General features: G+C 54.4%; 17 protein-coding genes. 11 read left to right on the top strand and 6 right to left on the bottom strand.

Features of this window, described 5'->3' with window-relative positions; all coding sequences use genetic code 11:
- Positions 1-11 precede the first annotated feature (11 nt).
- From AC07OI_RS18925 to AC07OI_RS18940, 4 genes are all read right to left on the bottom strand, one after another.
- Entirely contained in the window at positions 12-1,925 is a 1,914-nt protein-coding gene (locus AC07OI_RS18925; protein ID WP_495258294.1) for a YncE family protein, read from the bottom strand.
- Complete coding sequence (locus tag AC07OI_RS18930) at positions 1,925-7,288, bottom strand: hypothetical protein (RefSeq protein WP_495258295.1); 5,364 nt, start codon at positions 7,286-7,288, stop codon at positions 1,925-1,927. The genes AC07OI_RS18925 and AC07OI_RS18930 overlap by 1 nt, the downstream gene beginning before the upstream one ends.
- A gap of 393 nt (positions 7,289-7,681) precedes the next feature.
- Positions 7,682-8,338: a YoaK family protein gene (locus tag AC07OI_RS18935; protein WP_495258296.1), complete on the bottom strand. Its 657-nt coding sequence runs from the start codon at positions 8,336-8,338 to the stop codon at positions 7,682-7,684.
- Positions 8,339-8,458: 120 nt separating this feature from the next.
- Positions 8,459-10,309 carry an amidohydrolase gene (locus AC07OI_RS18940; protein WP_495258297.1) on the bottom strand — a complete coding sequence of 617 codons (1,851 nt, stop codon included), beginning with the start codon at positions 10,307-10,309 and terminating at the stop codon, positions 8,459-8,461.
- Between the two features lie 409 nt (positions 10,310-10,718).
- Here AC07OI_RS18940 and AC07OI_RS18945 point away from each other — a divergent pair, with 409 nt between their 5' ends.
- From AC07OI_RS18945 to AC07OI_RS18975, 7 genes are all read left to right on the top strand, one after another.
- Positions 10,719-11,450: an ATP-grasp domain-containing protein gene (locus AC07OI_RS18945; RefSeq protein WP_495258298.1), complete on the top strand. Its 732-nt coding sequence runs from the start codon at positions 10,719-10,721 to the stop codon at positions 11,448-11,450.
- A gap of 44 nt (positions 11,451-11,494) precedes the next feature.
- Complete coding sequence (locus AC07OI_RS18950; RefSeq protein WP_495258299.1) at positions 11,495-11,965, top strand: YbaK/prolyl-tRNA synthetase associated domain-containing protein; 471 nt, start codon at positions 11,495-11,497, stop codon at positions 11,963-11,965.
- A 32-nt stretch (positions 11,966-11,997) separates the two neighbouring features.
- Positions 11,998-12,501 carry a hypothetical protein gene (locus tag AC07OI_RS18955; RefSeq protein ID WP_495258300.1) on the top strand — a complete coding sequence of 168 codons (504 nt, stop codon included), beginning with the start codon at positions 11,998-12,000 and terminating at the stop codon, positions 12,499-12,501.
- Positions 12,502-12,560: 59 nt separating this feature from the next.
- Complete coding sequence (locus AC07OI_RS18960; RefSeq protein ID WP_495258301.1) at positions 12,561-13,229, top strand: O-methyltransferase; 669 nt, start codon at positions 12,561-12,563, stop codon at positions 13,227-13,229.
- Between the two features lie 136 nt (positions 13,230-13,365).
- Positions 13,366-14,460: an SMP-30/gluconolactonase/LRE family protein gene (locus tag AC07OI_RS18965; RefSeq protein ID WP_495258302.1), complete on the top strand. Its 1,095-nt coding sequence runs from the start codon at positions 13,366-13,368 to the stop codon at positions 14,458-14,460.
- 124 nt (positions 14,461-14,584) lie between these two features.
- Entirely contained in the window at positions 14,585-14,941 is a 357-nt protein-coding gene (locus AC07OI_RS18970) for a nuclear transport factor 2 family protein (RefSeq protein WP_495258303.1), read from the top strand.
- Entirely contained in the window at positions 14,904-16,085 is a 1,182-nt protein-coding gene (locus tag AC07OI_RS18975; protein ID WP_495258304.1) for a serine hydrolase domain-containing protein, read from the top strand. The genes AC07OI_RS18970 and AC07OI_RS18975 overlap by 38 nt, the downstream gene beginning before the upstream one ends.
- On the opposite strand, the gene AC07OI_RS18980 is transcribed toward AC07OI_RS18975, so the two are convergent.
- Positions 16,056-16,886: an alpha/beta fold hydrolase gene (locus tag AC07OI_RS18980; RefSeq protein ID WP_495258305.1), complete on the bottom strand. Its 831-nt coding sequence runs from the start codon at positions 16,884-16,886 to the stop codon at positions 16,056-16,058. The genes AC07OI_RS18975 and AC07OI_RS18980 overlap by 30 nt on opposite strands.
- A 112-nt stretch (positions 16,887-16,998) precedes the next feature.
- Between AC07OI_RS18980 and AC07OI_RS18985 the strand changes: the two genes are divergently transcribed.
- From AC07OI_RS18985 to AC07OI_RS19000, 4 genes are all read left to right on the top strand, one after another.
- The gene (locus AC07OI_RS18985) at positions 16,999-17,427 is read left to right on the top strand and encodes a MarR family winged helix-turn-helix transcriptional regulator (protein ID WP_495258306.1); all 429 of its coding nucleotides are present in this window, start codon (positions 16,999-17,001) and stop codon (positions 17,425-17,427) included.
- A 49-nt stretch (positions 17,428-17,476) separates the two neighbouring features.
- Positions 17,477-18,052 carry a demethoxyubiquinone hydroxylase family protein gene (locus AC07OI_RS18990; RefSeq protein ID WP_492701154.1) on the top strand — a complete coding sequence of 192 codons (576 nt, stop codon included), beginning with the start codon at positions 17,477-17,479 and terminating at the stop codon, positions 18,050-18,052.
- A gap of 405 nt (positions 18,053-18,457) precedes the next feature.
- Positions 18,458-19,132 (top strand): GNAT family N-acetyltransferase, encoded by a 675-nt coding sequence (locus tag AC07OI_RS18995; protein WP_495258307.1) that lies wholly within the window; start codon positions 18,458-18,460, stop codon positions 19,130-19,132.
- Position 19,133: 1 nt separating this feature from the next.
- Positions 19,134-19,736, top strand: coding sequence for a hypothetical protein (locus AC07OI_RS19000; protein WP_495258308.1), 603 nt, complete (start codon positions 19,134-19,136; stop codon positions 19,734-19,736).
- Here AC07OI_RS19000 and AC07OI_RS19005 read toward each other — a convergent pair.
- Positions 19,733-20,131, bottom strand: a complete 399-nt coding sequence (locus AC07OI_RS19005; protein ID WP_495258309.1) for a GFA family protein — start codon at positions 20,129-20,131, stop codon at positions 19,733-19,735. The genes AC07OI_RS19000 and AC07OI_RS19005 overlap by 4 nt on opposite strands.
- Between the last annotated feature and the right edge of the window lie 46 nt (positions 20,132-20,177).

Genomic DNA, 20,177 nt, shown 5'->3' on the forward strand with positions numbered 1-20,177 from the left:
ACAGTAAGTCTTTATTTCACCGTCAACACCAGTCGTGCCGATTGATTCCAGCTCATGCCCAGCGATGCCGCCTGGAAGTAGACATAGTAATGCCCGCTGACGGTTGGTGCAAAGCTGATGCCATAGTCACCGTTTTTTTGTTCATGCGCATCCAGTTGCAGTTGTTGATTGCCTGTTGTATTAAACAGCAAAACCTGCAAATCAGGGATGCCAGCCCTGGGCTGACCACTGACTGCATCGCGGATGACGAATTGCAGGTTCTGGCTCTCACCTTTAGTCAAGGCAGGTGCAGCTCCCGCCAGTGTCACGGCATAAGGTGTTGCAGGTGGCCTGGCTGGATCAGCCTGTACGGTGATCGGAAAACAATGCAGCATTTTGGGTGAATCGAGATAAAACACTACCTGGTAATTGCCTGCCTTGGGCAAGCGGGCACTGGCCTGGTACATACCAGGCTGGCGTTCTTGCAGGCTGTGGTCCAGCACCAGCACGGCGCGCGGCTCGTGGCCGTAATTGCGGAAGCTGCCTGCGGGTGCGCTCATGCCTTCCTGGTAGTAATAGATGGTACGGTCAGCAGGATTGGCCAGCAGAGCTGCTGCGCCATTAGGCACCATCACCGTGGTGTCTGCCAGGCTGCCTGCGCTGCGCCCCTTATCCACGGCTTTTTGACCATTGCTGACCGATGCCAGCGCCAGTGGCTGCCCGGCCTGTATATTATGTGCAATTGCATCGAGCGGCACCAGTTGCATGATTTCACTATGGCGTCGCCGGATATAGGCCATGCGGTCAGAAAACGTAACCTGGTCCGGGCCATGCGTGATGTCTGCCCCTTGCACGATCTGGTTGGTGGCTGCGTCGAGCAAATCGAGTTTGTTTTTTTGCGGGTTGAGGATAAAACCATAGCGGCCATCGGGTGTAAAACGGATATTGGATATGCCGGGCAGCGCCTTGATACTTGCCGCCTGCTTGCCTGCCACATCAAAGGCAATAATCTGGCCATCGCCTTCATGCGCAACATACAGCAGTTGTGCCTTGGATGACCATGCCATGGCGACAGGCTTGCTACCACTGGCAAGCTCAGCGGTTTTCCTGAGGCTGCCTGCGTCGATGAGGCTGATGCTGTTGTCTGCAGCATTGCTGACAAATGCGCTCTTGCCGTTGTCACTGAAGGCGATGGTGTGGCTGCCCTTCCCTGTCTTGATGTTTGCCAGCACCTGGCCATTGGATGATGAGAGAACCGTCACACCATCATCAGTCAATACCCATACTTGCTGCGCGCCGGGTCGCAAGGCTATTTGTCCCGGATGGCCAGGCACGGATACATGGGTTCTGACTTGCCAGTTGCGGGTATCTACCAGCGCCACTTCATGCACCTGCGGCTGGCTGACCCAGAGGTTTTGTTCAGGCGTCAGCAACCAGTCTTGCCCTGTGCCATGCAGTATCACCATGGTCAGCAATTTGGAACCACCAAAACCGGTTTGTGGATTGATGACGGAGATGGAATTATCTTCGTTCAGGGCCAGCACATAATAGGCATTCAAACTGAGTGCAGGCGCATGCAGCAAATCGCCACTGATAAAGGTGGCGACCTTGCGGCGGCAAGCCTGTTCGCTGCTTTCTTCTCCCTGGGTTTGTCCGTCGTGCCCATCGACCCAGGCGATAGGTCGCGCATTGCGGATAGGCCTAGCACTGGCGGCATCACGCAGGCTCAGGCTGAAGCGGGCTTCTGCGCCTTCTTGCATGGGCTGCGACATGTCCAGTTGCAAGGAGACGCCATCCTTGATCACCTGATTTGGCGTGGGCTTGAGTTCTGCTATCGATGCTGCCCCCACGCTACCAGCAAAAACAGTCGCCAGCACCAGTCCGGTAAAGGCTTGATGCCAGCAATTGCGTACATTGACTTGCCTGCTAAGTATGGTTTCCCGCATTAACGCTTCCGTCGCTCTATTTTTTTCAATGGCAACACTGGTGATTCGGCCTGTTTGTCTATCGCCTCGATTGCATTGGTAGCCGTGAGGATGGCCGCTACCGGTCTGTGCTGTGCCAGGCCACCAAAAGAAGATCGCACTTCCAGCATGCTGGGCATTACGGCACTGGCATTGGCCTTGAATTGCCAGCGCCCGGTCTGGTCAACTGCAACCTTGCCCAGTTCTTTGCCGTCGGCCACGATGGTGACAGAGTCCGCCTGCTCCCATTGCACACTGCCGGGGCGCATCGTGACACTACCGCTGACCTCAAGAATACCCTCTATGGACACGACTTTGTCAATCACGACGATATCGGCGAACACCTCCTGCACTGCTGCTGTGACTACTGTAGCTCCGGCAGCGCGAGTTTGAGCAGGGCTGACGCGGAACACGCCCCAGCCACCGGCAGAATATTGACCTTGTGGCCAGCTACGGTACAGGTAATCACCTGGTACCGAGAATGCACCACCTGCCTTATCGACTACCACATCAAAATGCGATGTTGTGCCATAACCTGACTGTGTACCTGTCGATAATGATGCAGGGTTACTGCCTATCCTGGTGGAGTTATCGGCATAAGGCTCAAACTGCCATTGATGACCAGTCAGCTCAAACACATTCTGGTTATCCGCCAGCCCCGGTGGGCCAAACAGGCGGAAGCGTACTGGCGTGCCTGCATTGGCGCGGAACACAGGTGTCTGTGGATCACCATTCACCTGGGTGTTTGACACTTCGGCAGTGGTGTCGATTCCAGCCAGATTCACATTGGTACTGGTGCCATAACGATAAAAGAATGGCTCGGTACGGTAGTTGACTGCCATCAAAGGCGAGCCCACGCTATACAGTGATTTGCCCTGATATTGCATGGCGATATCGGTTTGCATGAACAACGCAAAATCACGGAAAGGCTTGCCCACCGCAGGCGACACCGTGCTGGAGACATGTGTGCCTGGATCGTCTTGCCATTTCGCGCCCAGCGGCTCGATGATCATGCCGCCAAACAGGCCATGGTAAGCCTGCATCAGCGGGTCAGCCGGTGTCAGGTTGAGGGCACCAAATTCTACCGGTGTGGCGCGGGTGACACCGTTCTCGTTTTGCAGGGTGCCAGCATACCAGGTATAGATGATGGATGGTGGCGTACCCGTGCAAGGTGCAGGGTTGCAGGCAGCCACGGTTTGTACTGGATTGTTACCAACATTCATGCCATCGGCATTGCTGACATCCATCGCCAGCAATTGCGGATGCAGACCTGCCTGGGTAGAAGGCAGCAGATTGATATTGGCATAGGCATCGGTAAAGCCCAGCGTAGGCCGTGCGGCAGACTCAGGCGTGGTAAATACTGCGGCCTTGGCATTAACGCGGTTGGTCAGTTGCAGCCGGATGACATCGCCGGCAGCGGCGCGCAGGGCCAGTGGTTCGATATTGAGCCCGGCTTTCAAAGTCCCATTCGGGTTCAGGTCCTGGTCTTGCACATACACAATGGCATTGGGGTCGTTCAGGGTTTGGTTGGAGAACTTGCCATTCGACAGTTTGGCGCCACGGCTGTTGTACAGCAGCGGGCTATTGGAACCCAGCAGTTGTTGTATGGTCGTGGCCGATACCTTGAACTGCCGCACGCATGGCCCACGCGCTGTGCAATCGGTGGGCAGGTTGGGCATAGAGGTGGCAACTGGCCTGATGCTGGAATTGCCAGGCAAAGGTGACAGCCACGACACCTGGTTGTTATAGCTGCGCATCAGGCTCCAGGCACCGCTGACATTGCCGTCATAGGCATTGCTGGTGTTGACCAGATAATCCAGCGACTGCGCCTTGCCGGTTTGCGGGATGGTGAACAGGGTTTCAAAATGCTCGGACAGGCTCATGGTCTGGCTGTTACGATAACCAGAGTTGCTGTCAAAGGGTTCAAATAACCACTTGTTGCCATTCACGGTAACGGTATGGTTACCCACCAGTGCACCATCAATGACGCGCAATTGCACGGGGTCATTTTCATAGACATGCAAGATCGGCGTGAAAGGATCAGTGCCACCCATCTGCGCACTGACTGGCTGTCTTGGGAAAGTAAAGCAATTATTCGTGGCAGTTTTTACGCAACGTGGATTGATGTTGGCACCGCCCACAGGCTGCACGTTCAGTTGTGCATCATTACGCAAAATGGAACTGTAAGAACGCGCCAGATCCGTACCTGAATTGACTGTGCCACTATTTGCAGCCACCCGCAAAGCCAGCGACTCATTGCGGTAATTGAGCACAGAGACACCGACACCAAAACCACCAATGATACTGGGCGTGGTCGTTGGTGGCGTAACTGGATTGACTGGATTGCTGATCGGCACCGGCAAGCAGCCAACGCAGTTGATGCCGTTAAGCGGATCAGCCCAGCCGGTGTAAGTGCCGTTCACACTGCGTTTGCAACCGCTGTATATCGGATCTTGCCCAGGATAGCAATCAAAGCTGGTACGGCTGGCTGGCAGATAGGCAAATTGTGAGTCTGCAACAGAAAGCGCAAATTCACGATAGGCTTTGCCCTGGCGCGGCACGATGTTGGCGGCATAGCTGGTGGGGCCGCCATCACTGCGGTTGCCAAACAGGGTTTTGCCATCAGCCGAAGTCCAGCGCGAATCTGTGGGTTCTACCACCAGCCCGGCGTACAGGCCCACCATCTGGTGGGTAGACGGACCAAAATGGTCATGCGTGAATACTGTCAGCAAGGTGCGGTCGGCTTTTTGTTTGTCCATCACAGGGTCAACCCACCAGCGCTGCACTGTGGCCTGCGCGCCCACCCACTGCATGCTGCCGGGTGTAGGGCCATTGCCAAAGCTAGGTATGGCTTTGGGGGTCAGCCTGACTTGCTTGCCATTCACCGCAATACCGCCAGCCTGGTTGATGCCATTGATGCGGGCGCGCACTTCATCCGGGCTGAAGGTGCCGTCTTCGTAGTTAAAACCATTGGCGGCACCGTCGGATGCAAGCACATCAAACTTCACCAGGTGGATATGCTGGCCGATGATGTCGGTCGGTGTGCGCACCTGGAAATCATCCAGCTCATAATAACTCGGTACCAGGTTGGTGTGCCAGTATTCAACCACGTCATTGCTGTTGGCGCGGAAGAACAGGGGTTCTGGTGGCTTGTCACCATTCAATATCGGTTTCACATCCTGCCACAAAGCCAGTATGCGTTGCTGCGGGAAGTGCCAGCCTTTTTTATTGAGTACAACATCAGTCTGCATGGCAGCACCCTTGTAGATGCGCACTGGCGGCGTGACGGTAGCACCCCGGGCGGGGTTGGCAAACGGTGCGCCGGGCGCACGCTGCAAGCCATTCATGGCGAATTGTGCGAGGCTGCCGTCGGGCATTCTGGTGGCGACAGATTTTTGTTCATGCATGGTCATGGCCGCCTGTTCTGTGGCGGTGCCCTGCTCTGGTAATTCTATGGCGTTGATACGACTCATTTCTTTGGTAAAGTCAGTCTGCGTGTATTTATCGATAGAAATCGTGCCGCCGGTAATCAGGTGGCGTGGCAAGCCGCCATTCAATGCCACACCATTTTCCACCGCAAAATCATTCGGCGGATGAGGCGCACGGTGCCCGGCGATGCCGGGGACAAAGAAGGGGTAGCCTGGGTTGCCAGCACCTGTCACTTTGACCTGGCCTTTGTCAATTTGCACTGCTGCGGGCAATGGTGCCATGGCACGGGTTGGCAGGGGCACTAAACCAGGAATGGGTGTACCGGCCAGAATCTCGGCATCCGGCAAGGCCCGTGAACCGGCCCTGGGCTTGCCATCTGCACCAAGAGGCGTGCCCAATTCCAGCACATCATGCACGCGGAACAAGGCCCACATGCCGCTGGCAAAATGGGGGTAGAAATGGCAATGGAAGATAGAATCGCCAGGCGTCAGGTTGCGGTTACCACTGCCGTCATAGACAAGGTCCATGGTATAGGATGAACCAGGGCCTATGGTCTGGCTGTCGAGATAGCTGCTGGTATCACTGTCTGGCGAATACAACCACTGGTGGGCATGGTGATGATGCACGTGGAAGATACCCTGCCCCGCATGCAAGACACGGAAGCGCGCACGGTCACCCTGGTAAGTGTGATACACATTGGATGGATCATCCGGATAAAAGGCCTTGGTAGCCTTGGGCGGCGTGCAAGGTTGGGGCGAGCATGGCAGGTTGGCCGGATTATCAACCACCATGGCAGGGTCACCACCCGCCCAGGAGCTCAGGAAAAATTCTTCAAATTTGCATTCAGGGCAATCAGCAGTCGGCCCGACCTTGAGCCGGTTGGCGAGAATTTCAGCAGAAATGCCTGCTGAACCATAATTGATGGAAAACGCATCATTGGCACCACTGAGCACATTAGTTTGATCGGCCAGCTGAGGAAATGCCTGCACCAGCGTGAAAGACTCGTGGTACATCACCGTCACTTCACGGTATGGTGATTCTGGATTGGGGTAAGACGGATTGCGTGTGCCACTGACAGTGAAGGGGCCATGGTTAGGCCCGGTGATGATGGCCGTCAGGTCGCTATGAACGATATTATTTCTTGCATCCAGCATTTTCAGCACTGGCTTGCTGCTGTTTGGTAGCAGCGCATCATAATTAATTACTGGGTAACCCGTAGCACCAGTAACCGACGCCTGTTGCATTTCAGCCTGCGTAACCTGGCTGCGATACCATTCTGAACCGCGTGGCTGCACATTGACAGAACCAAACAGCCCATACGTCAACTGCTCTTGCCCTGCCATGCTATACAGTAAAAAACTGCCCTCTTCTGCCGCGAACAGGCGGTAGCTGATGGCTTTGCCCGGTGCGATGATGCCGCTGTCAGTGCCACTTGCCGAGACCGCATTATTGCCTACAAAGCTGCCATCATCCCTGATCGATGACACCAGCTCCATGCCAGCGACATGGACAGAGGCATTTTTTGTCACCGGTTTAGGATTGACAGAAGCAGGCTTGAGCCAGTTCTGGAAATTGACCATCAGGCAATCACCCACATTCGCCCGCAAGACCATGGGCCGCGGACGTTTTCCTGGCCGCAATTGCGCATTGCCCGGCCCTGGCGTGTTGCCGCTGACAGCAACCACATCTCCCCGCAGCGCATACACCATGCCACCCGGTTGCGCCGTGCCCAGGCGATTAATCATCATGGCCTGGTCTATCGCCACCACATCTGCAGTAATGAAGCGCTCACAACGCGCAGCGGCTAAATTATCCGGGGCAGCCTGGGCTTGAGCTTGGGCTTGGGCTTGAGCCTGAGCAGCGAGCATGAGTAGCATGGGAGCGAGGCTACCGCCTATCATAGAAAGGATTTTCATCTCTGTTCCATTTCAAGAAAGTGGGGGTGTGATAAAGCTTGGCGTAGCCATGCAGGCTTGCTGGCTGTTTATATTTTTGAATGTATTTTTTATAATACAAAGTCCACTATACTCCTGATTCTTGAGTTTTTAACAATCAGGGGAAATATTTTAGTGATGCTTGAAATGGCGTTGTGTTTTTAATACAGGTTGGGTAGCTGTGGCGGCGATACGTAGGTTGGGCCGGGCCTCGCCAGGCTACGGGTATCAGCCCAACACTGGGCCTAAGCAAACGTATACGTTGTTTAAACGCCGAGTGTTGGGCTGATACCCCGTAGCCCAACCTACGAGGCTAAATGCTCTCGGCTAAAGCTGCTCCTACAAAACACATGATCAAAGGTGCGGGCGTCAATCTCACTCAGCAAACCCAAACACCAAACACAAAATTCCCACCGGCAAACCCAGCGCAAAAAATCCTGCATACATATACGCAAATGCCCCGCCCACTGCCCCCACGCCAAAGGCCAGCACCGGCCACAAGAATTTCCACAGTCGCGCCTTGGTACCTGTCACGGCACTACCCCTGAGAATATCAACCAGGTCAATCACAATCTGGGTGACGTTGCCCGTCATCACGGTGGTAGGTGCCAGCTCTGTCCACACCAGGCGGCTGGCGGCGTTTTGCACGCCCATGGCGGCGGCACCGGCTATGCCTGCGACCAGCGGCAAGATGGCATCAGTGCTTTGCACGGGAGTAGATAAACAGCCCAGCACCATAAACACCAGCAAAAACAATAACTGCATGCCAGTCAGTGCACGCGCTGCAGATTTGCCGCTGGCCTCAAGCTTGACGGCGACGATGCGTGCCAGTGCCACTGCGAAGATAAACGCAGGAAAAGCCAGGAACTTGATCAGCACACCATGGCTGGGATGAGCCAGCTCGCTGCCGATAAGCACAAAGTTGCCGGTGACATGGGCGGTGAACAAGCCAAACAGGGCAACAAAGCCCACGGTATCGACATAGCCTGCGGTAAAACCCAGGGCAATGCCCAATATGTGTTTGTTCGTCATGCGATAGCACCCTTGCTCAATAGATTTGCATCACGCCCATGCAGCGCGATGCTGTTGAAAACAAACTGCGTCAGCAATAGCGCCGATGGCTCAATGCTGCAATGCTGATATTGCTTCGCTTTAAAACGCAAAACAACTGCAACCCAGCGCACCCCAGAATCCAGAAAAATCAGAGACCGGCACGTTCGCACCACGCGCCACATCATGCCTGTGCACATGTACGCCACAAGCGCCACGGCACTGATGCGGCAATGCCGTTTTTTGCGTACCTGTCACCGCACGATAATGGCCGCTGACCTTGCTGACGGGCGACCAGTCTGGCAGCACCGGTATCGCAGGTGGTGACAAGGGGCCAAATTCTGCCGCGCCATAGACTATCTTGCCATCGACGATGGTGAGTACAGCTTCTATGTGTTTGATGCTCTCTTCATCCACGCTGAAATAATCGGCAGACAGCACGGCCAGGTCGGCGAATTGCCCTTCTTTGATCTGACCTTTCTTGCCCTGCTCATTCGAGAACCAGCTACTGCCCAGCGTCCATAACTCCAGCGCGGCATCGCGTGATAGTTGCGCATTGACACTGGCCAGACGCAAGCCGCCAACGGTGCGGCCAGAGACCAGCCAGTACAAAGCAGTCCAGGGGTTGTAGCTGGCCACGCGTGTGGCGTCAGTACCTGCGCCGACGGGCACACCCATCTCCAGCATCCTGGCGACAGGCGGGGTGGCGCGGGCTGCATCGGCACCATAGCGCTCGACAAAATACTCGCCCTGGAAAGCCATCCTGTGCTGGATGGCGATGCCTCCGCCGAGATTACGCACGCGTTCTATATTGCGTTCTGTAATTGTCTCGGCATGGTCGAACATCCAGTGCAGGCCATCGAAAGGGATGTCGCGGTTGACCTTTTCAAATACATCCAGCATGCGGCTGATGGATTCATCATAGGTCGCGTGCAGGCGGAAAGGCCAGCGCTGGCTGACGAGATGGCGCACAACTTTTTCGAGTTCATCTTCCATGCCTGCGGCCAGATCGGGGCGCGGCTCCAGGAAATCTTCAAAGTCGGCGGCAGAAAACACCAGCATTTCACCCGCGCCATTGTGGCGGTAAAAATCGCTGCCATCGCCAGGCTTGACCATGCTTGTCCAGCGCTCGAAGTCTTGCAGTTCCTGCCCCTTGTTCTGGGTGAACAGGTTGTAGGCAATGCGTATGGTGAGCTGCTGTTCTTTGGCAAGCTGGTCTATGATGGCATAGTCTTCAGGATAATTCTGGAAGCCGCCACCGGCATCAATGGCACTCGTCAAACCCAGGCGGTTCAACTCGCGCATGAACTGACGGGTAGAATTGACTTGCAAGTCCAGTGGCAGCTTGGGGCCTTTGGCCAGGGTTGCATACAGTATCATCGCATTTGGTTTGGCGATGAGCATGCCGGTAGGGTTGCCCGCGGCATCGCGCTGGATTTCACCACCGGGCGGGTTGCGGGTGTCCTTGGTGTAACCCACGGCCCGTAATGCTGCGCGGTTGAGCAGTGCCCTGTCGTACAAGTGCAGGATAAACACCGGCGTATCTGGTGCAGCAGCATTGATTTCATCCAGCGTGGGCATGCGCTTTTCTGCGAACTGGAACTCAGTCCAGCCGCCTACTACCCTCACCCATTGCGGCTGCGGCGTACGCAATGCCTGCTCTTTCAACATGCGCAGGGCATCTGCCAGTGAGGGCACGCCTTCCCAGCGCAATTCAAGATTGTAGTTGAGGCCGCCGCGTATCAGGTGGATGTGCGAATCATTCAGGCCAGGGATGACGCAGCGCTTTTGCAGGTCGATGACTTGGGTATTGCCGCCCTTGAAGCGCATGACGCTTTCTGTATCACCAACCGCCAGGAACTTGCCATCCTTGATGGCGACTGCACCAGCGAGCGGCTGGCTGCGGTCCACGGTGTGGAACTGGCCGTTGTGGAGTATCAGGTCTGCGTGCATAAAAACGCCTTCTGTAAATTCTTAAATTCTGTCAATTCAAATATACCGTGCAGCCCACGTGCGGCCAGATCAGGTTCAATGCCAGCTGTAACCAGGTCAACGAAACTGATGATGCTTTACTTTCGATGTGCAAGCAGCAGTTTTGGCAAAGAATGCTATATTCTACTTTCTAACAATAACAGAAAATGCATGAGTTTTCGTGCATGCAGCTCATGCCACAAAAAACACCCGAACTTCAACAAAGTCGCCTGTAAAATTCCATCATTCCATGAATAAGACTGGCGCTGTTTTTCTGCCTGATGCGGCGAGGTTGAAGAATGAAGGAGCAGACTTCAAAATGATCAAACTTGCCAATGTCCCTCTTGCGCGTATATAGTCTTTCGCTACGATGCGAGACTGAGTTCCGAACATGACTACACTAATCTTCACCCCACGTTATACCGACGATTCACAAGCCTTGTGGAAAGCTGCAGGTGCGCTGGGCTGGCAGGTGCAACGCCTGACTAACTGGCGCGTGCCAGATCACATGCAACATCTGGATGAACCCGTATTGTATGGAGAAGCCTTGTTTGGCCCTACGCTGGCAGAACAACTGGGCATACGCCTGCTGAGTCCGCCAGAAGACTGGCTGGTGCGCCTGCCCATGGAATACAGGCATCGCCAGATCAGCCTGCAACCCCTGGGGCAGGCACGGCAGCTCACACAGCCACACTTCGTCAAGCCACCAAATGACAAAAGCTTTCCGGCTGATGTGTACACTGGTACAACGCTGCCAACTGAATATGACGACGACATGGCTGTGCTGGTATCGGATGTGGTGAAATGGGAAAAAGAATTCCGCTGTTTTATTTTGCGCCGCCAACTCATCACCTATTCAATCTACTCACGTCTTGGTGATGTGCAGCGAGACAGCGAATTCGCCAGTACACCAGATGAAGATCAGGCGCTGGTAGTTTTCATCAACGCACTGCTGGCAGATGGACGCGTGGATTTGCCAGACGCCTGCGTCGTCGATGCAGGCATGCTGGTTGACGGCACGTGGGCGTGCGTAGAACAAAATGCCGCCTGGGGTGCGGGCATCTATGGGTGCGACCCCGCCAAAGTGCTGGGAGTCTTGCGGCACGCATCAATCAAGATTTAATATGCCAACACACCCCTTACGACATTATTCATCAAGGACAATACATGTTCGACCAATTGAAAACCCTGCTGCAAACCAATAACGCCCGCTTTCGCGTAGTTGAGCATTCCGCCGAAGGCCAGTCAGAAAAAGTCGCCGCCATACGCGGCACAGAAGTCGGCCAGGGTGCCAAGGCCATGCTATGCCAGAGCAAGGATGAAGCGGCGAAGTTGATTCTGGCGATCTTGCCGGGTGACCAGAAGATCGATTTCAAGAAACTGGCGACTGCCGTGCAAGTCAAAAAAACCAGCTTTGCTGCGCCAGAAGCAGCCATGGAAAAAACCGGCTGCGTCATCGGTGCGATACCGCCGTTTGTGTTTTCTGATGACATCGCGCTGGTGCTAGACCCTTCACTGGTGGCACGTTATGCCGAGATCGCTTTCAATGCGGGGCGACTGGATACCTCCATCATCTTGAATACGGAAGATTATCTGCGCATTGCAAAACCGATGCTGCATGATATTTGTGCGGCTTGATGCAATTGCAGAACCAACAGATAACCCGACATATGCCTCCATTGCCTCTATCGACACAGGCGCGCCGCCATCCCTACCTGATTGTGATATGGGCAGTTCTCACTTTTATTTGCAGTGCTGAGCATGCGGGTTTCATGATTTACCTGATCGCCCTACCCTGTCTTTTGTATGCCGTCATCCGATGCCTTTTCAACCTGCGTTCGCCAGAAGTGCGTGGCAAATACGTATTCTTCATAGGCCTCATACTGCTGTCGTCTACCATCGTGGCGGGCGTGCATGTATGGCGCCATCATCAGGCACGCGACTATGCGGATAATATTCTTGTAGAGCTGGAAAAGCATCAACAGCAACATGGAAAACTCCCGATCAGCCTGGACGAAATTCCTGCGCTGGCAAGCGATGGGCGGCGCCCGCACATGCTCTATTACAGCAACGACAAGGAAGGCCCATCCTTGTTATATGCGGCCACCTTTGTACCGTTTGAATCCTGGCACTATGATTTCAAGGAAAAGCATTGGGTTTATGACTATGACTAAATCTCTATGCGATATATACGCCACTGACAAAATTTTTCTCAAACCCACAAGGACATCTCATGCAACAAACCACCTGGACCACGGTTGATGATTATTTTTGTGAACGCCTGATCCCTGCCGACCCTGCATTGACTGCGGCCTTGCAAGACAGTGATGCGGGCGATTTGCCGCAGCATCATGTGGCTCCCAACCAGGGCAAGTTCCTGCACTTGCTGGCGAAACTGCAAGGCGCAAAGACCATACTGGAATTTGGTACCCTTGGTGGCTACAGCACGATATGGCTGGCGCGTGCCCTGCCAGAAGGCGGGCGTGTGGTGTCGCTGGAGTTCAGCCCCCACAATGCGGCGATTGCGCAAAAAAACATAGAACGCGCCGGAGTGGCACATTTGGTGGACATACGCATAGGCAAGGCGCTCGACACCCTGCCACAGCTAGAAGCAGAAGGCATACACCCATTTGACCTGATCTTTATCGATGCCGACAAACCCAATAACCCGCACTACCTGGAATGGTCGTTGAAACTGTCTCGCCCCGGTACCCTTATCATCGGCGACAATGTGGTGCGCAATGGTGCCGTGGCCGACCCCGCCAGCACAGACGCCAATGTACTGGGCGTGCGCAGTTTCTTTGACTTGATGGCGAACAACCCGCGTCTGTCTGCAACGGCCTTGCAAACCGTGGGTAGCAAGGGTTATGACGGGTTTTCCATGGCCTTGGTGATTGCCTAGCGTTTGATAAACCATGGATCAGTAGGGTGCGTTGTAACGCACCGTTTTTTGCATCCGCGTGGATTGTGAAGATGGTGCGAACGGCGCACGCTACTAAGATATTCGCTACCAACATCCTTACTCAATGTCGCCCTACATGAAGCGTACCGTCGCAATGACACTCCCTCTCATCCTTGCATTTGCCGCCTACCTCGGCCTGAAGCCAGTCCCCATAGAACCAGTTGCCTGGCAGGCACCAATTGCAGCTGGCTACACTGGTGTGCATGCAGTCAACAATAAACTGCAAAGCTTGCGCTCGATAGACCTGCGCGGCGAAGTCGGGCCAGAACACATAGTCACGGGCCCGGATGGCAAGCTCTATACTGGAGTGGAAAGCGGTAAGATTTTGCGCATGCAGGCTGATGGCAGTGCGCAAGAGATATTCAGCAATACCGGCGGCAGGCCCCTGGGCATGGCATTTGATGCAGCTGGCAAGCTGATCGTGGCAGACGCCTTCAAGGGTTTATTGTCCATCGCTGCTGATGGCAGCATCACGGTCTTGCTGGATATCGTTGAGGGCGGGCCTGTCCATTTCCCTGATGCTGTCGTCATCGCCAAAAATGGGAAAATCTATCTGACCGATTCATCCACCCGCTTCACCCCAAAACAATGGGGCAGCACGACCGAGGCTGCCATGCTGGATATCTTTGAACAATCATCAACCGGGCGCGTATTGGAATACGACGCGCCAAGCAAGACCGTGCGCGTGGTCGCACAAGGCCTGAGTTTTTCCAATGGCATTGCACTCAGCAGTGACGAAGCCAGCCTGTTCGTCAGTGAGAGTGGCAAATTCAGGGTCTGGAAAATCGCCATTGCAGCCGAGCGGCTGGACGTATCAGTAGCTTCGCCACAAGCCACCATCTTGTTCGAGAACCTGCCCGGTTACCCTGACAATCTCATGCGCGGACAAGACGGCAAGATATGGCTGGGCTTTGCCGGCCAGCGCAACTTCCTGGATCAGACTGCACAACGCCCTTACCTGCGCAGCATGGCCTTGCGCATCCCGCGCATGCTGTGGAAGTTACCCGCCCCCTATGGCCATGTGATTGCATTTGCCGAAGACGGCAAGATCATCGCCGACCTGCAAGACCCCAGCGGTGATTCACCAACGGTAACAGGGGTGACGGAGACAGCAGACAAGCTGTACATTCACAGTGTCAGCGGCAAGGGGCTAGGGTGGGTGACGAAATAATTATTATCCCATTGGATTCCGCAGTGCTGGCGTGGCATTCCCAAATCCATTTTTTGACGTGTATGATGAAAAGCAGTGATTGATCAGACATGATCATCAACAATGATATGCAAAAGGAGGCACGATGCTCAACGATACTTTCTTCCAGAAGTTTACCAGCGAATGGCTGGCTGCCTGGAACACGCATGATCTTGAGCGCATACTCAGCCACTATGATGATCACTTTGAATTCTCTTCGCCAGTGCTGGCGCGGGTCAGCCCGGCGTCTGATGGCAAGCTCAAGGGCAAGGATGCGGCGCGTATGTACTGGAGCCGTGGGCTGGCAGCGCGGCCTGATTTGCACTTTGAATTGATTGCCCTGCTCAAGGGTGTGAACACGGTTGTCATCCATTATCGCGGGCTTGATCATAAGCTTTGTGCAGAATTTTTTGTCTTTGGCGCTGATGGAAAAATCCTCAGTTCGCATGCACATGGTGAATAAATTGATCGTCCTGCTGCTGACATCGGCCAGCCTGCTGCTTGCACAGACCGCGCCAGCTCTGGCGGCTGAAGCAAAGACCGGGGCACAGCCTGCAAAGTCTGAGATAGCAGCACAACTCCAGCAACTCGTCAGCCAGTACCAGGTCTGCTCAGCAGCGCTGGTCTATATCAAAGGTGGGCAAATACAGGAACCGTCTTTTGCCCAAGGCTGTGCAGATGCCGCCATGCCTGATGCAAACAGTATCTTCCAGGCGGCATCCCTGGGCAAACCGGTATTCGCGTACGCGGTGCTGGGCCTGGCTGCACAAGGCAAGCTGGCGCTGGATGAGCCGCTGATGCAGTATCTGCCACAAGGTTATCTGCATGCAACGCGGGCAGGTGAGATCAATAGCCCGCAAGAACTGGTCACTGACCCGCGCTTGCAAAAAATCACTGCACGCATGGTTTTGCAGCACATGGCAGGCTTGCATAACTGGTCTAGCGGCAAACTGGAATTTCAATCCGAGCCGGGTACGCGCTGGCAATATTCTGGTGAAGGCTTCATGTTGCTGCAGGCTGTGGTCGAATCCATCACTGGCATGGGTTTGGAAGCCTGGATGCAGCAGCAAGTGTTTACGCCATTGGGCATGCTGCACAGCAGTTATGAACCACCCAGGGAATGGCAGAATCAGCTCGTCACTGGCAGCATACAGGGCAAAGCCCTGCCCTTGCGCCCGGCACGCAAAGCTGTAGCCGCGGCCAGCCTGCACACCAGCATCAGCGACTATGCACGCTTTGTGCAGGCGGTGTTGAAGGACACCAGCCTGCAAAAACAGATACTCGATAAACCTGTCATGGCAAACCAGCGCAGCAAGATTGAGTGGGGCCTGGGCTGGGGGCTGAGCTGGGGAACAGGCCGCACCGCTACGGCAGAACCTGCGCCACTGTTCTGGCACTGGGGTAACAACTACGGCTACCGCGCCTTTGTCATCGCTGCGCCGCTAACTGGCGATGGGATGATATTGCTGACGAGTGGTGACCAGGGCTTGAAACTGGCAGAGGCATTGACGGCCAATGTCATCCCCGGTCAACTGAGCCTGTTTCAATTTCCTCTACTGGGGCTGAAGCCTGGACTTTTATGCCAGGTCGTGGGTATCTGTGGATGATGGACTGATACTTTCATTGTTCGCCCCGATGAAATCATCAATGATGGCAAAGGTTTTTACCGCCTGCTCAAAATGCGGCAAATGGCCTGCCAACGGTACGGGTACAAAACGGGCGCTGGCAAAAGCGTCTGCATAGGCTTGCCCGTACAGGGTCGTGACTACCCTGTCGCTCGTGCCCCATGCCACCAATACCGGAATAGTTATCTGTCTGAGTCGCCCGCGCAATTGCGGGTCATGCATGAAGGGTGAGCCAGCGATGATGCGCATGGTTGCCATATTGGCGCGCTGCATGGCCTGTTGCTCTGCGGACAGGTTGGCGGGATCGGTAAAGAATTTATCTGGCTCATGGAAGGCATGTTCAGCCAGACCGCGCGGGCCAAGTACGTAGGGATCAGCAATAGGCTGGCCTTCGACATGAATGCCAACAGCATTCACCAGGATCAAACTGCTAATGCGTTTATCGACATCATGCAGGGCCATTTCCGAGGCAATCCAGCCGCCTATCGATGAACCGATGACGATCACATTGCGCAGGTCAAGTTTGTCCAGCAAGGCCAGATAGGCTTTGGCCAGATCGGCAACGGTTTGCATATCATCCGGCCTTGCTGTGCCGTTCCAACCGGGGTGGGTGGGCAAGATCGTGAATGCGCTGGCTGACAGATGGCGGGCAATGCCAGCCACGGTAGCCATGCCGCCACCGCCATGCAAGATCAACACAGGCCGCCCCTGGCCTGCCTGTTCAAAGTGCATGGACAAACCGGGGCGCAAGTCTGCAATATGGGTTTCTGAGGTGTATGACATGGTTGTCTCTCCAATTTTGAATCAAGGCGCATTATATACACATATTTATATAAACATATTGATATAAATCTGGTTATATCAGTATATTTAGACTTTATGCTAGACTGGTCAGATGTTAAATCACATCCAACAACTGGGCAGGGCCGTCAAGCAAGCCCAATACCGCCAGCACCGCGCCCTGGAAACTGCCCTGGCAGCTGCCGGCACCACACTGGCCCAATGGGATGCCTTGCGCGCCATAAGCCACACGCCGGGCGCATCATCGCATGATATGGCCGTTGCCACTTTCCAGACTGACCAGGCTTTTGGCACACTGGCCAACCGTCTGGTAGCACAGGGCCTGATAGAGCGCCGCGCAGGCGAAGGGCGGCGCATAGAACATTTCCTGAACAAACAAGGCGAACGCATACTCGCCGCTGCGAATGACATCGCCACGCAGGTGCTGAGCAACAAATTTGCGGTCCTTAATGCAACCGAGCAAAAGCAATTGCTGAAACTATTGACGCGACTGGTGGAAGCAGACGAGGGCGACTTGGGCTAAGATAGTTGGCAATCCTCATCGATGGAAAAACATCTCAGGCGACGCCACCATGAACAATAGCAAACTGCGGTCTATCAAAAAGAACATCACCCATCCTGCGGCCAAGCCTGTAGATGTAAACGCAAACAGCATATTGAAAGTCAATCATGCCGGTGAACACGGTGCCGTCCATATTTATGCCGGGCAAATCCTGATAGCCCGTTTCACCGCCCCTGCCATGCTGGCTGAATTGCGCGAGTTTAAAGCGCATGAAGAAAAACACCGCGCCCTGTTCGCAGCAGAATTGCAGCGCAGGGAATGCAGACCGTGCCGCAGTGCTTTTTTATGCGCGGCGGGTGGTTTTGTACTTGGTATTGTCACTGGCCTGTTTGGCCGCCACGCCATTGCTGCTACTACGGTAGCGATAGAGCGCGTCGTCTTGCGGCATCTGCAAACACAACTCACTATACTGACCTCTGTAGACGAAGCGGCAGTGAAGGTCATTGCTGCCATCGTCGCAGAAGAACAATTTCATCATGATCAATCTGCTGCGCATCTGGATAAATTGACTTTGTGTAGCAAGTCCCTGCAGGCCCTGGTATCTGGTGCCACCGAAGCCGTGATCTGGACTGGGATGCGCGTTTAGGACGATAGGACAACAGGACACTAGCAGGCGCATGCGTGATACGGGCAATGATCGAACTTGCACAAGCCTGTATCAGATCAAGCAAAAAAAAGGAGGCAGCCGGGCAAATGATAGATGAGCCTGTCAGTTTACCCGCAACAATACCTGCCATCTTCATCATTACCCATCACTCATTTCAGGGATATGGAAAAACAAGCATATAACCCGGTTTTACCTATGATATTGCGATCTGCTACAGCCTGACAATCTCGACAAAGCGCCTGAACAGGCAAGTCTGGCAGGCTTACAAAAACCAATTTAAATTAACTGTTTGACAAATAGTTGATATATTTACTTAAAAGCAACATAATGCAGTAGAGTTGCTTTTTTGAATATATAATTAATTTGATTCAAGCAGAGGCGAACATGCACAACCCAACTTTCATCAGCGATACCGCCAGCGGTGCGGACAAGACTGACCAGCTGCTCAGTGCCTGGGCGCATGGCTGGACGATTTCACGCGGCACCGATGCCCCCATCCCCCTGGCCGATTTTGGTTACCGCATACAGGTGGGCCTGCCCGGCCACCTGGAGCGTTATGTCTTGCAAGGCCATGTATTGAGCGCCATACAAAAACTGGCACATGAACTGGACACACCCGATACCTGGCTCAAGGTGTGCGCGCCGCACAGCAGCGTGGCCCCAATGCTGCCTTCACGCTGGACAATCAAACCCATTGAATACCTGATGACAAAGCCCATCGCCCTCACAGAGGTCGCCATGCCAGAGGCTTATAACATCAACCTGACGCTCGATGGCGATGCCGTCACCGCACGCGCCTGCAGTTGGGAAGGCCACCACGCAGCCACAGGCCGCATGGCCATCTTCAAACAGTATGCGGTCTTTGACCAGATCGTCACCGAACCGGCACACCGTCGCCGTGGCCTGGGTAACGCCATCATGCAAAGCCTTGCTAACTATGCCTGCAGCAAAGATGCATCCACCGGCGTGTTGGTCGCCACCGACGAAGGCCGTGCGCTATACACTGCGATGGGTTGGACGCTGGCTTCAGAAATGACGGCGGCAGTGCTGGCTGAGTAAGATGGCAAAGGAGTTGAAGCAGCTTGCTTCCAGCGACTTGCAAGTGCATGACGCACTGTATTTCGGCCAGCGTGGGCCGGATGGCCTGGCGGCAATCCATATTCGTGTCAGCGTACTTATTGCTGGCGAAGAACATGACACCAGCATCAGGCTGGATCACATCCCAGGCCTGGGTGCTAACCCGCGCAAGCTGGCTGGCCGGCATTTTACATTTCCAGTCAATCCGGCAGAAGGCTATATCGACGGGTCCGTCTATCTGCATGGCAGGCATCATCCCGTTGATGTCACTGCCCTGCATTTTGGTCAGGATTTTGGTGCTGATTCTGGTACCGGGCATGCCATGCAAATGCCGCTGGAAATTGAAGGCAGCATACTGCTGGAAGAACAGGCACAGCCACTGGCATTTCGCTTCGTCGCCCCCTTGCAGTTACCGCTAACGCCCACCGCCCTGCAAGCCCTGCTGGAACAGGGGCTGCGTGATACTGCTGCCAATTCCCCCAAAGACATGGGACGGCTGATGGCTTATTTTAAACAGCAGTTGCATTATGAAGAGCAAATCGCAGACATGGCAGTGTTGGCAAAAGTGCGGCTACAACAGCCTTAAAGGTAACTAACTACCTCCGGCGGTGTGTCCCAATTATCATTGATGCCGTCTACATAGCTGACCGGTGCCTGCGCCAGCTCTGCGACGGTGATGTCATCAAGACAGCTGACACTGACGCCATAGAATTTACCGCGTCTGGGTGAATGGGCGATGCCAAACGGGCGCACGCCACAATGTTTGCAAAAGAAATGTTGTTCATTCTTTGCGCCGAATTGATATTCAGCCAGATCAGCCTCCCCCGCCAGCAGGCGAAAAGATTCTGGCTTCACCACCGTCGCCCAGCAGCGTATCTTCAGACAAAAACTGCAGTTACAACGCATGGTGCCGTCTGCCAGATTAATGTCTGCTTCAAAACGTATGGCTTTGCAGTGGCAACTGCCGTGGTAGGTTTTCATGATGTCGTGACCCGTGTAGGTGAGATATTATTGTACACATTGTTGA

The sequence above is a fragment of the Undibacterium sp. GW821-FHT07F11 genome (assembly GCF_059418665.1).

Bases quoted from the DNA above. Each gene is read 5' to 3' on its own strand.
- AC07OI_RS18985 (WP_495258306.1), top strand. From the start codon at position 16,999: ATGTTAAATCACATCCAACAACTGGGCAGGGCCGTCAAGCAAGCCCAA.
- AC07OI_RS19000 (WP_495258308.1), top strand. From the start codon at position 19,134: ATGGCAAAGGAGTTGAAGCAGCTTGCTTCCAGCGACTTGCAAGTGCAT.
- AC07OI_RS18995 (WP_495258307.1), top strand. From the start codon at position 18,458: ATGCACAACCCAACTTTCATCAGCGATACCGCCAGCGGTGCGGACAAG.
- AC07OI_RS18945 (WP_495258298.1), top strand. From the start codon at position 10,719: ATGACTACACTAATCTTCACCCCACGTTATACCGACGATTCACAAGCC.
- AC07OI_RS18950 (WP_495258299.1), top strand. From the start codon at position 11,495: ATGTTCGACCAATTGAAAACCCTGCTGCAAACCAATAACGCCCGCTTT.
- AC07OI_RS19005 (WP_495258309.1), bottom strand. From the start codon at position 20,131: ATGAAAACCTACCACGGCAGTTGCCACTGCAAAGCCATACGTTTTGAA.
- AC07OI_RS18965 (WP_495258302.1), top strand. From the start codon at position 13,366: ATGAAGCGTACCGTCGCAATGACACTCCCTCTCATCCTTGCATTTGCC.
- AC07OI_RS18975 (WP_495258304.1), top strand. From the start codon at position 14,904: ATGGAAAAATCCTCAGTTCGCATGCACATGGTGAATAAATTGATCGTC.
- AC07OI_RS18980 (WP_495258305.1), bottom strand. From the start codon at position 16,886: ATGTCATACACCTCAGAAACCCATATTGCAGACTTGCGCCCCGGTTTG.
- AC07OI_RS18955 (WP_495258300.1), top strand. From the start codon at position 11,998: ATGCCTCCATTGCCTCTATCGACACAGGCGCGCCGCCATCCCTACCTG.
- AC07OI_RS18970 (WP_495258303.1), top strand. From the start codon at position 14,585: ATGCTCAACGATACTTTCTTCCAGAAGTTTACCAGCGAATGGCTGGCT.
- AC07OI_RS18940 (WP_495258297.1), bottom strand. From the start codon at position 10,309: ATGCACGCAGACCTGATACTCCACAACGGCCAGTTCCACACCGTGGAC.
- AC07OI_RS18960 (WP_495258301.1), top strand. From the start codon at position 12,561: ATGCAACAAACCACCTGGACCACGGTTGATGATTATTTTTGTGAACGC.
- AC07OI_RS18930 (WP_495258295.1), bottom strand. From the start codon at position 7,288: ATGAAAATCCTTTCTATGATAGGCGGTAGCCTCGCTCCCATGCTACTC.
- AC07OI_RS18990 (WP_492701154.1), top strand. From the start codon at position 17,477: ATGAACAATAGCAAACTGCGGTCTATCAAAAAGAACATCACCCATCCT.
- AC07OI_RS18935 (WP_495258296.1), bottom strand. From the start codon at position 8,338: ATGACGAACAAACACATATTGGGCATTGCCCTGGGTTTTACCGCAGGC.
- AC07OI_RS18925 (WP_495258294.1), bottom strand. From the start codon at position 1,925: ATGCGGGAAACCATACTTAGCAGGCAAGTCAATGTACGCAATTGCTGG.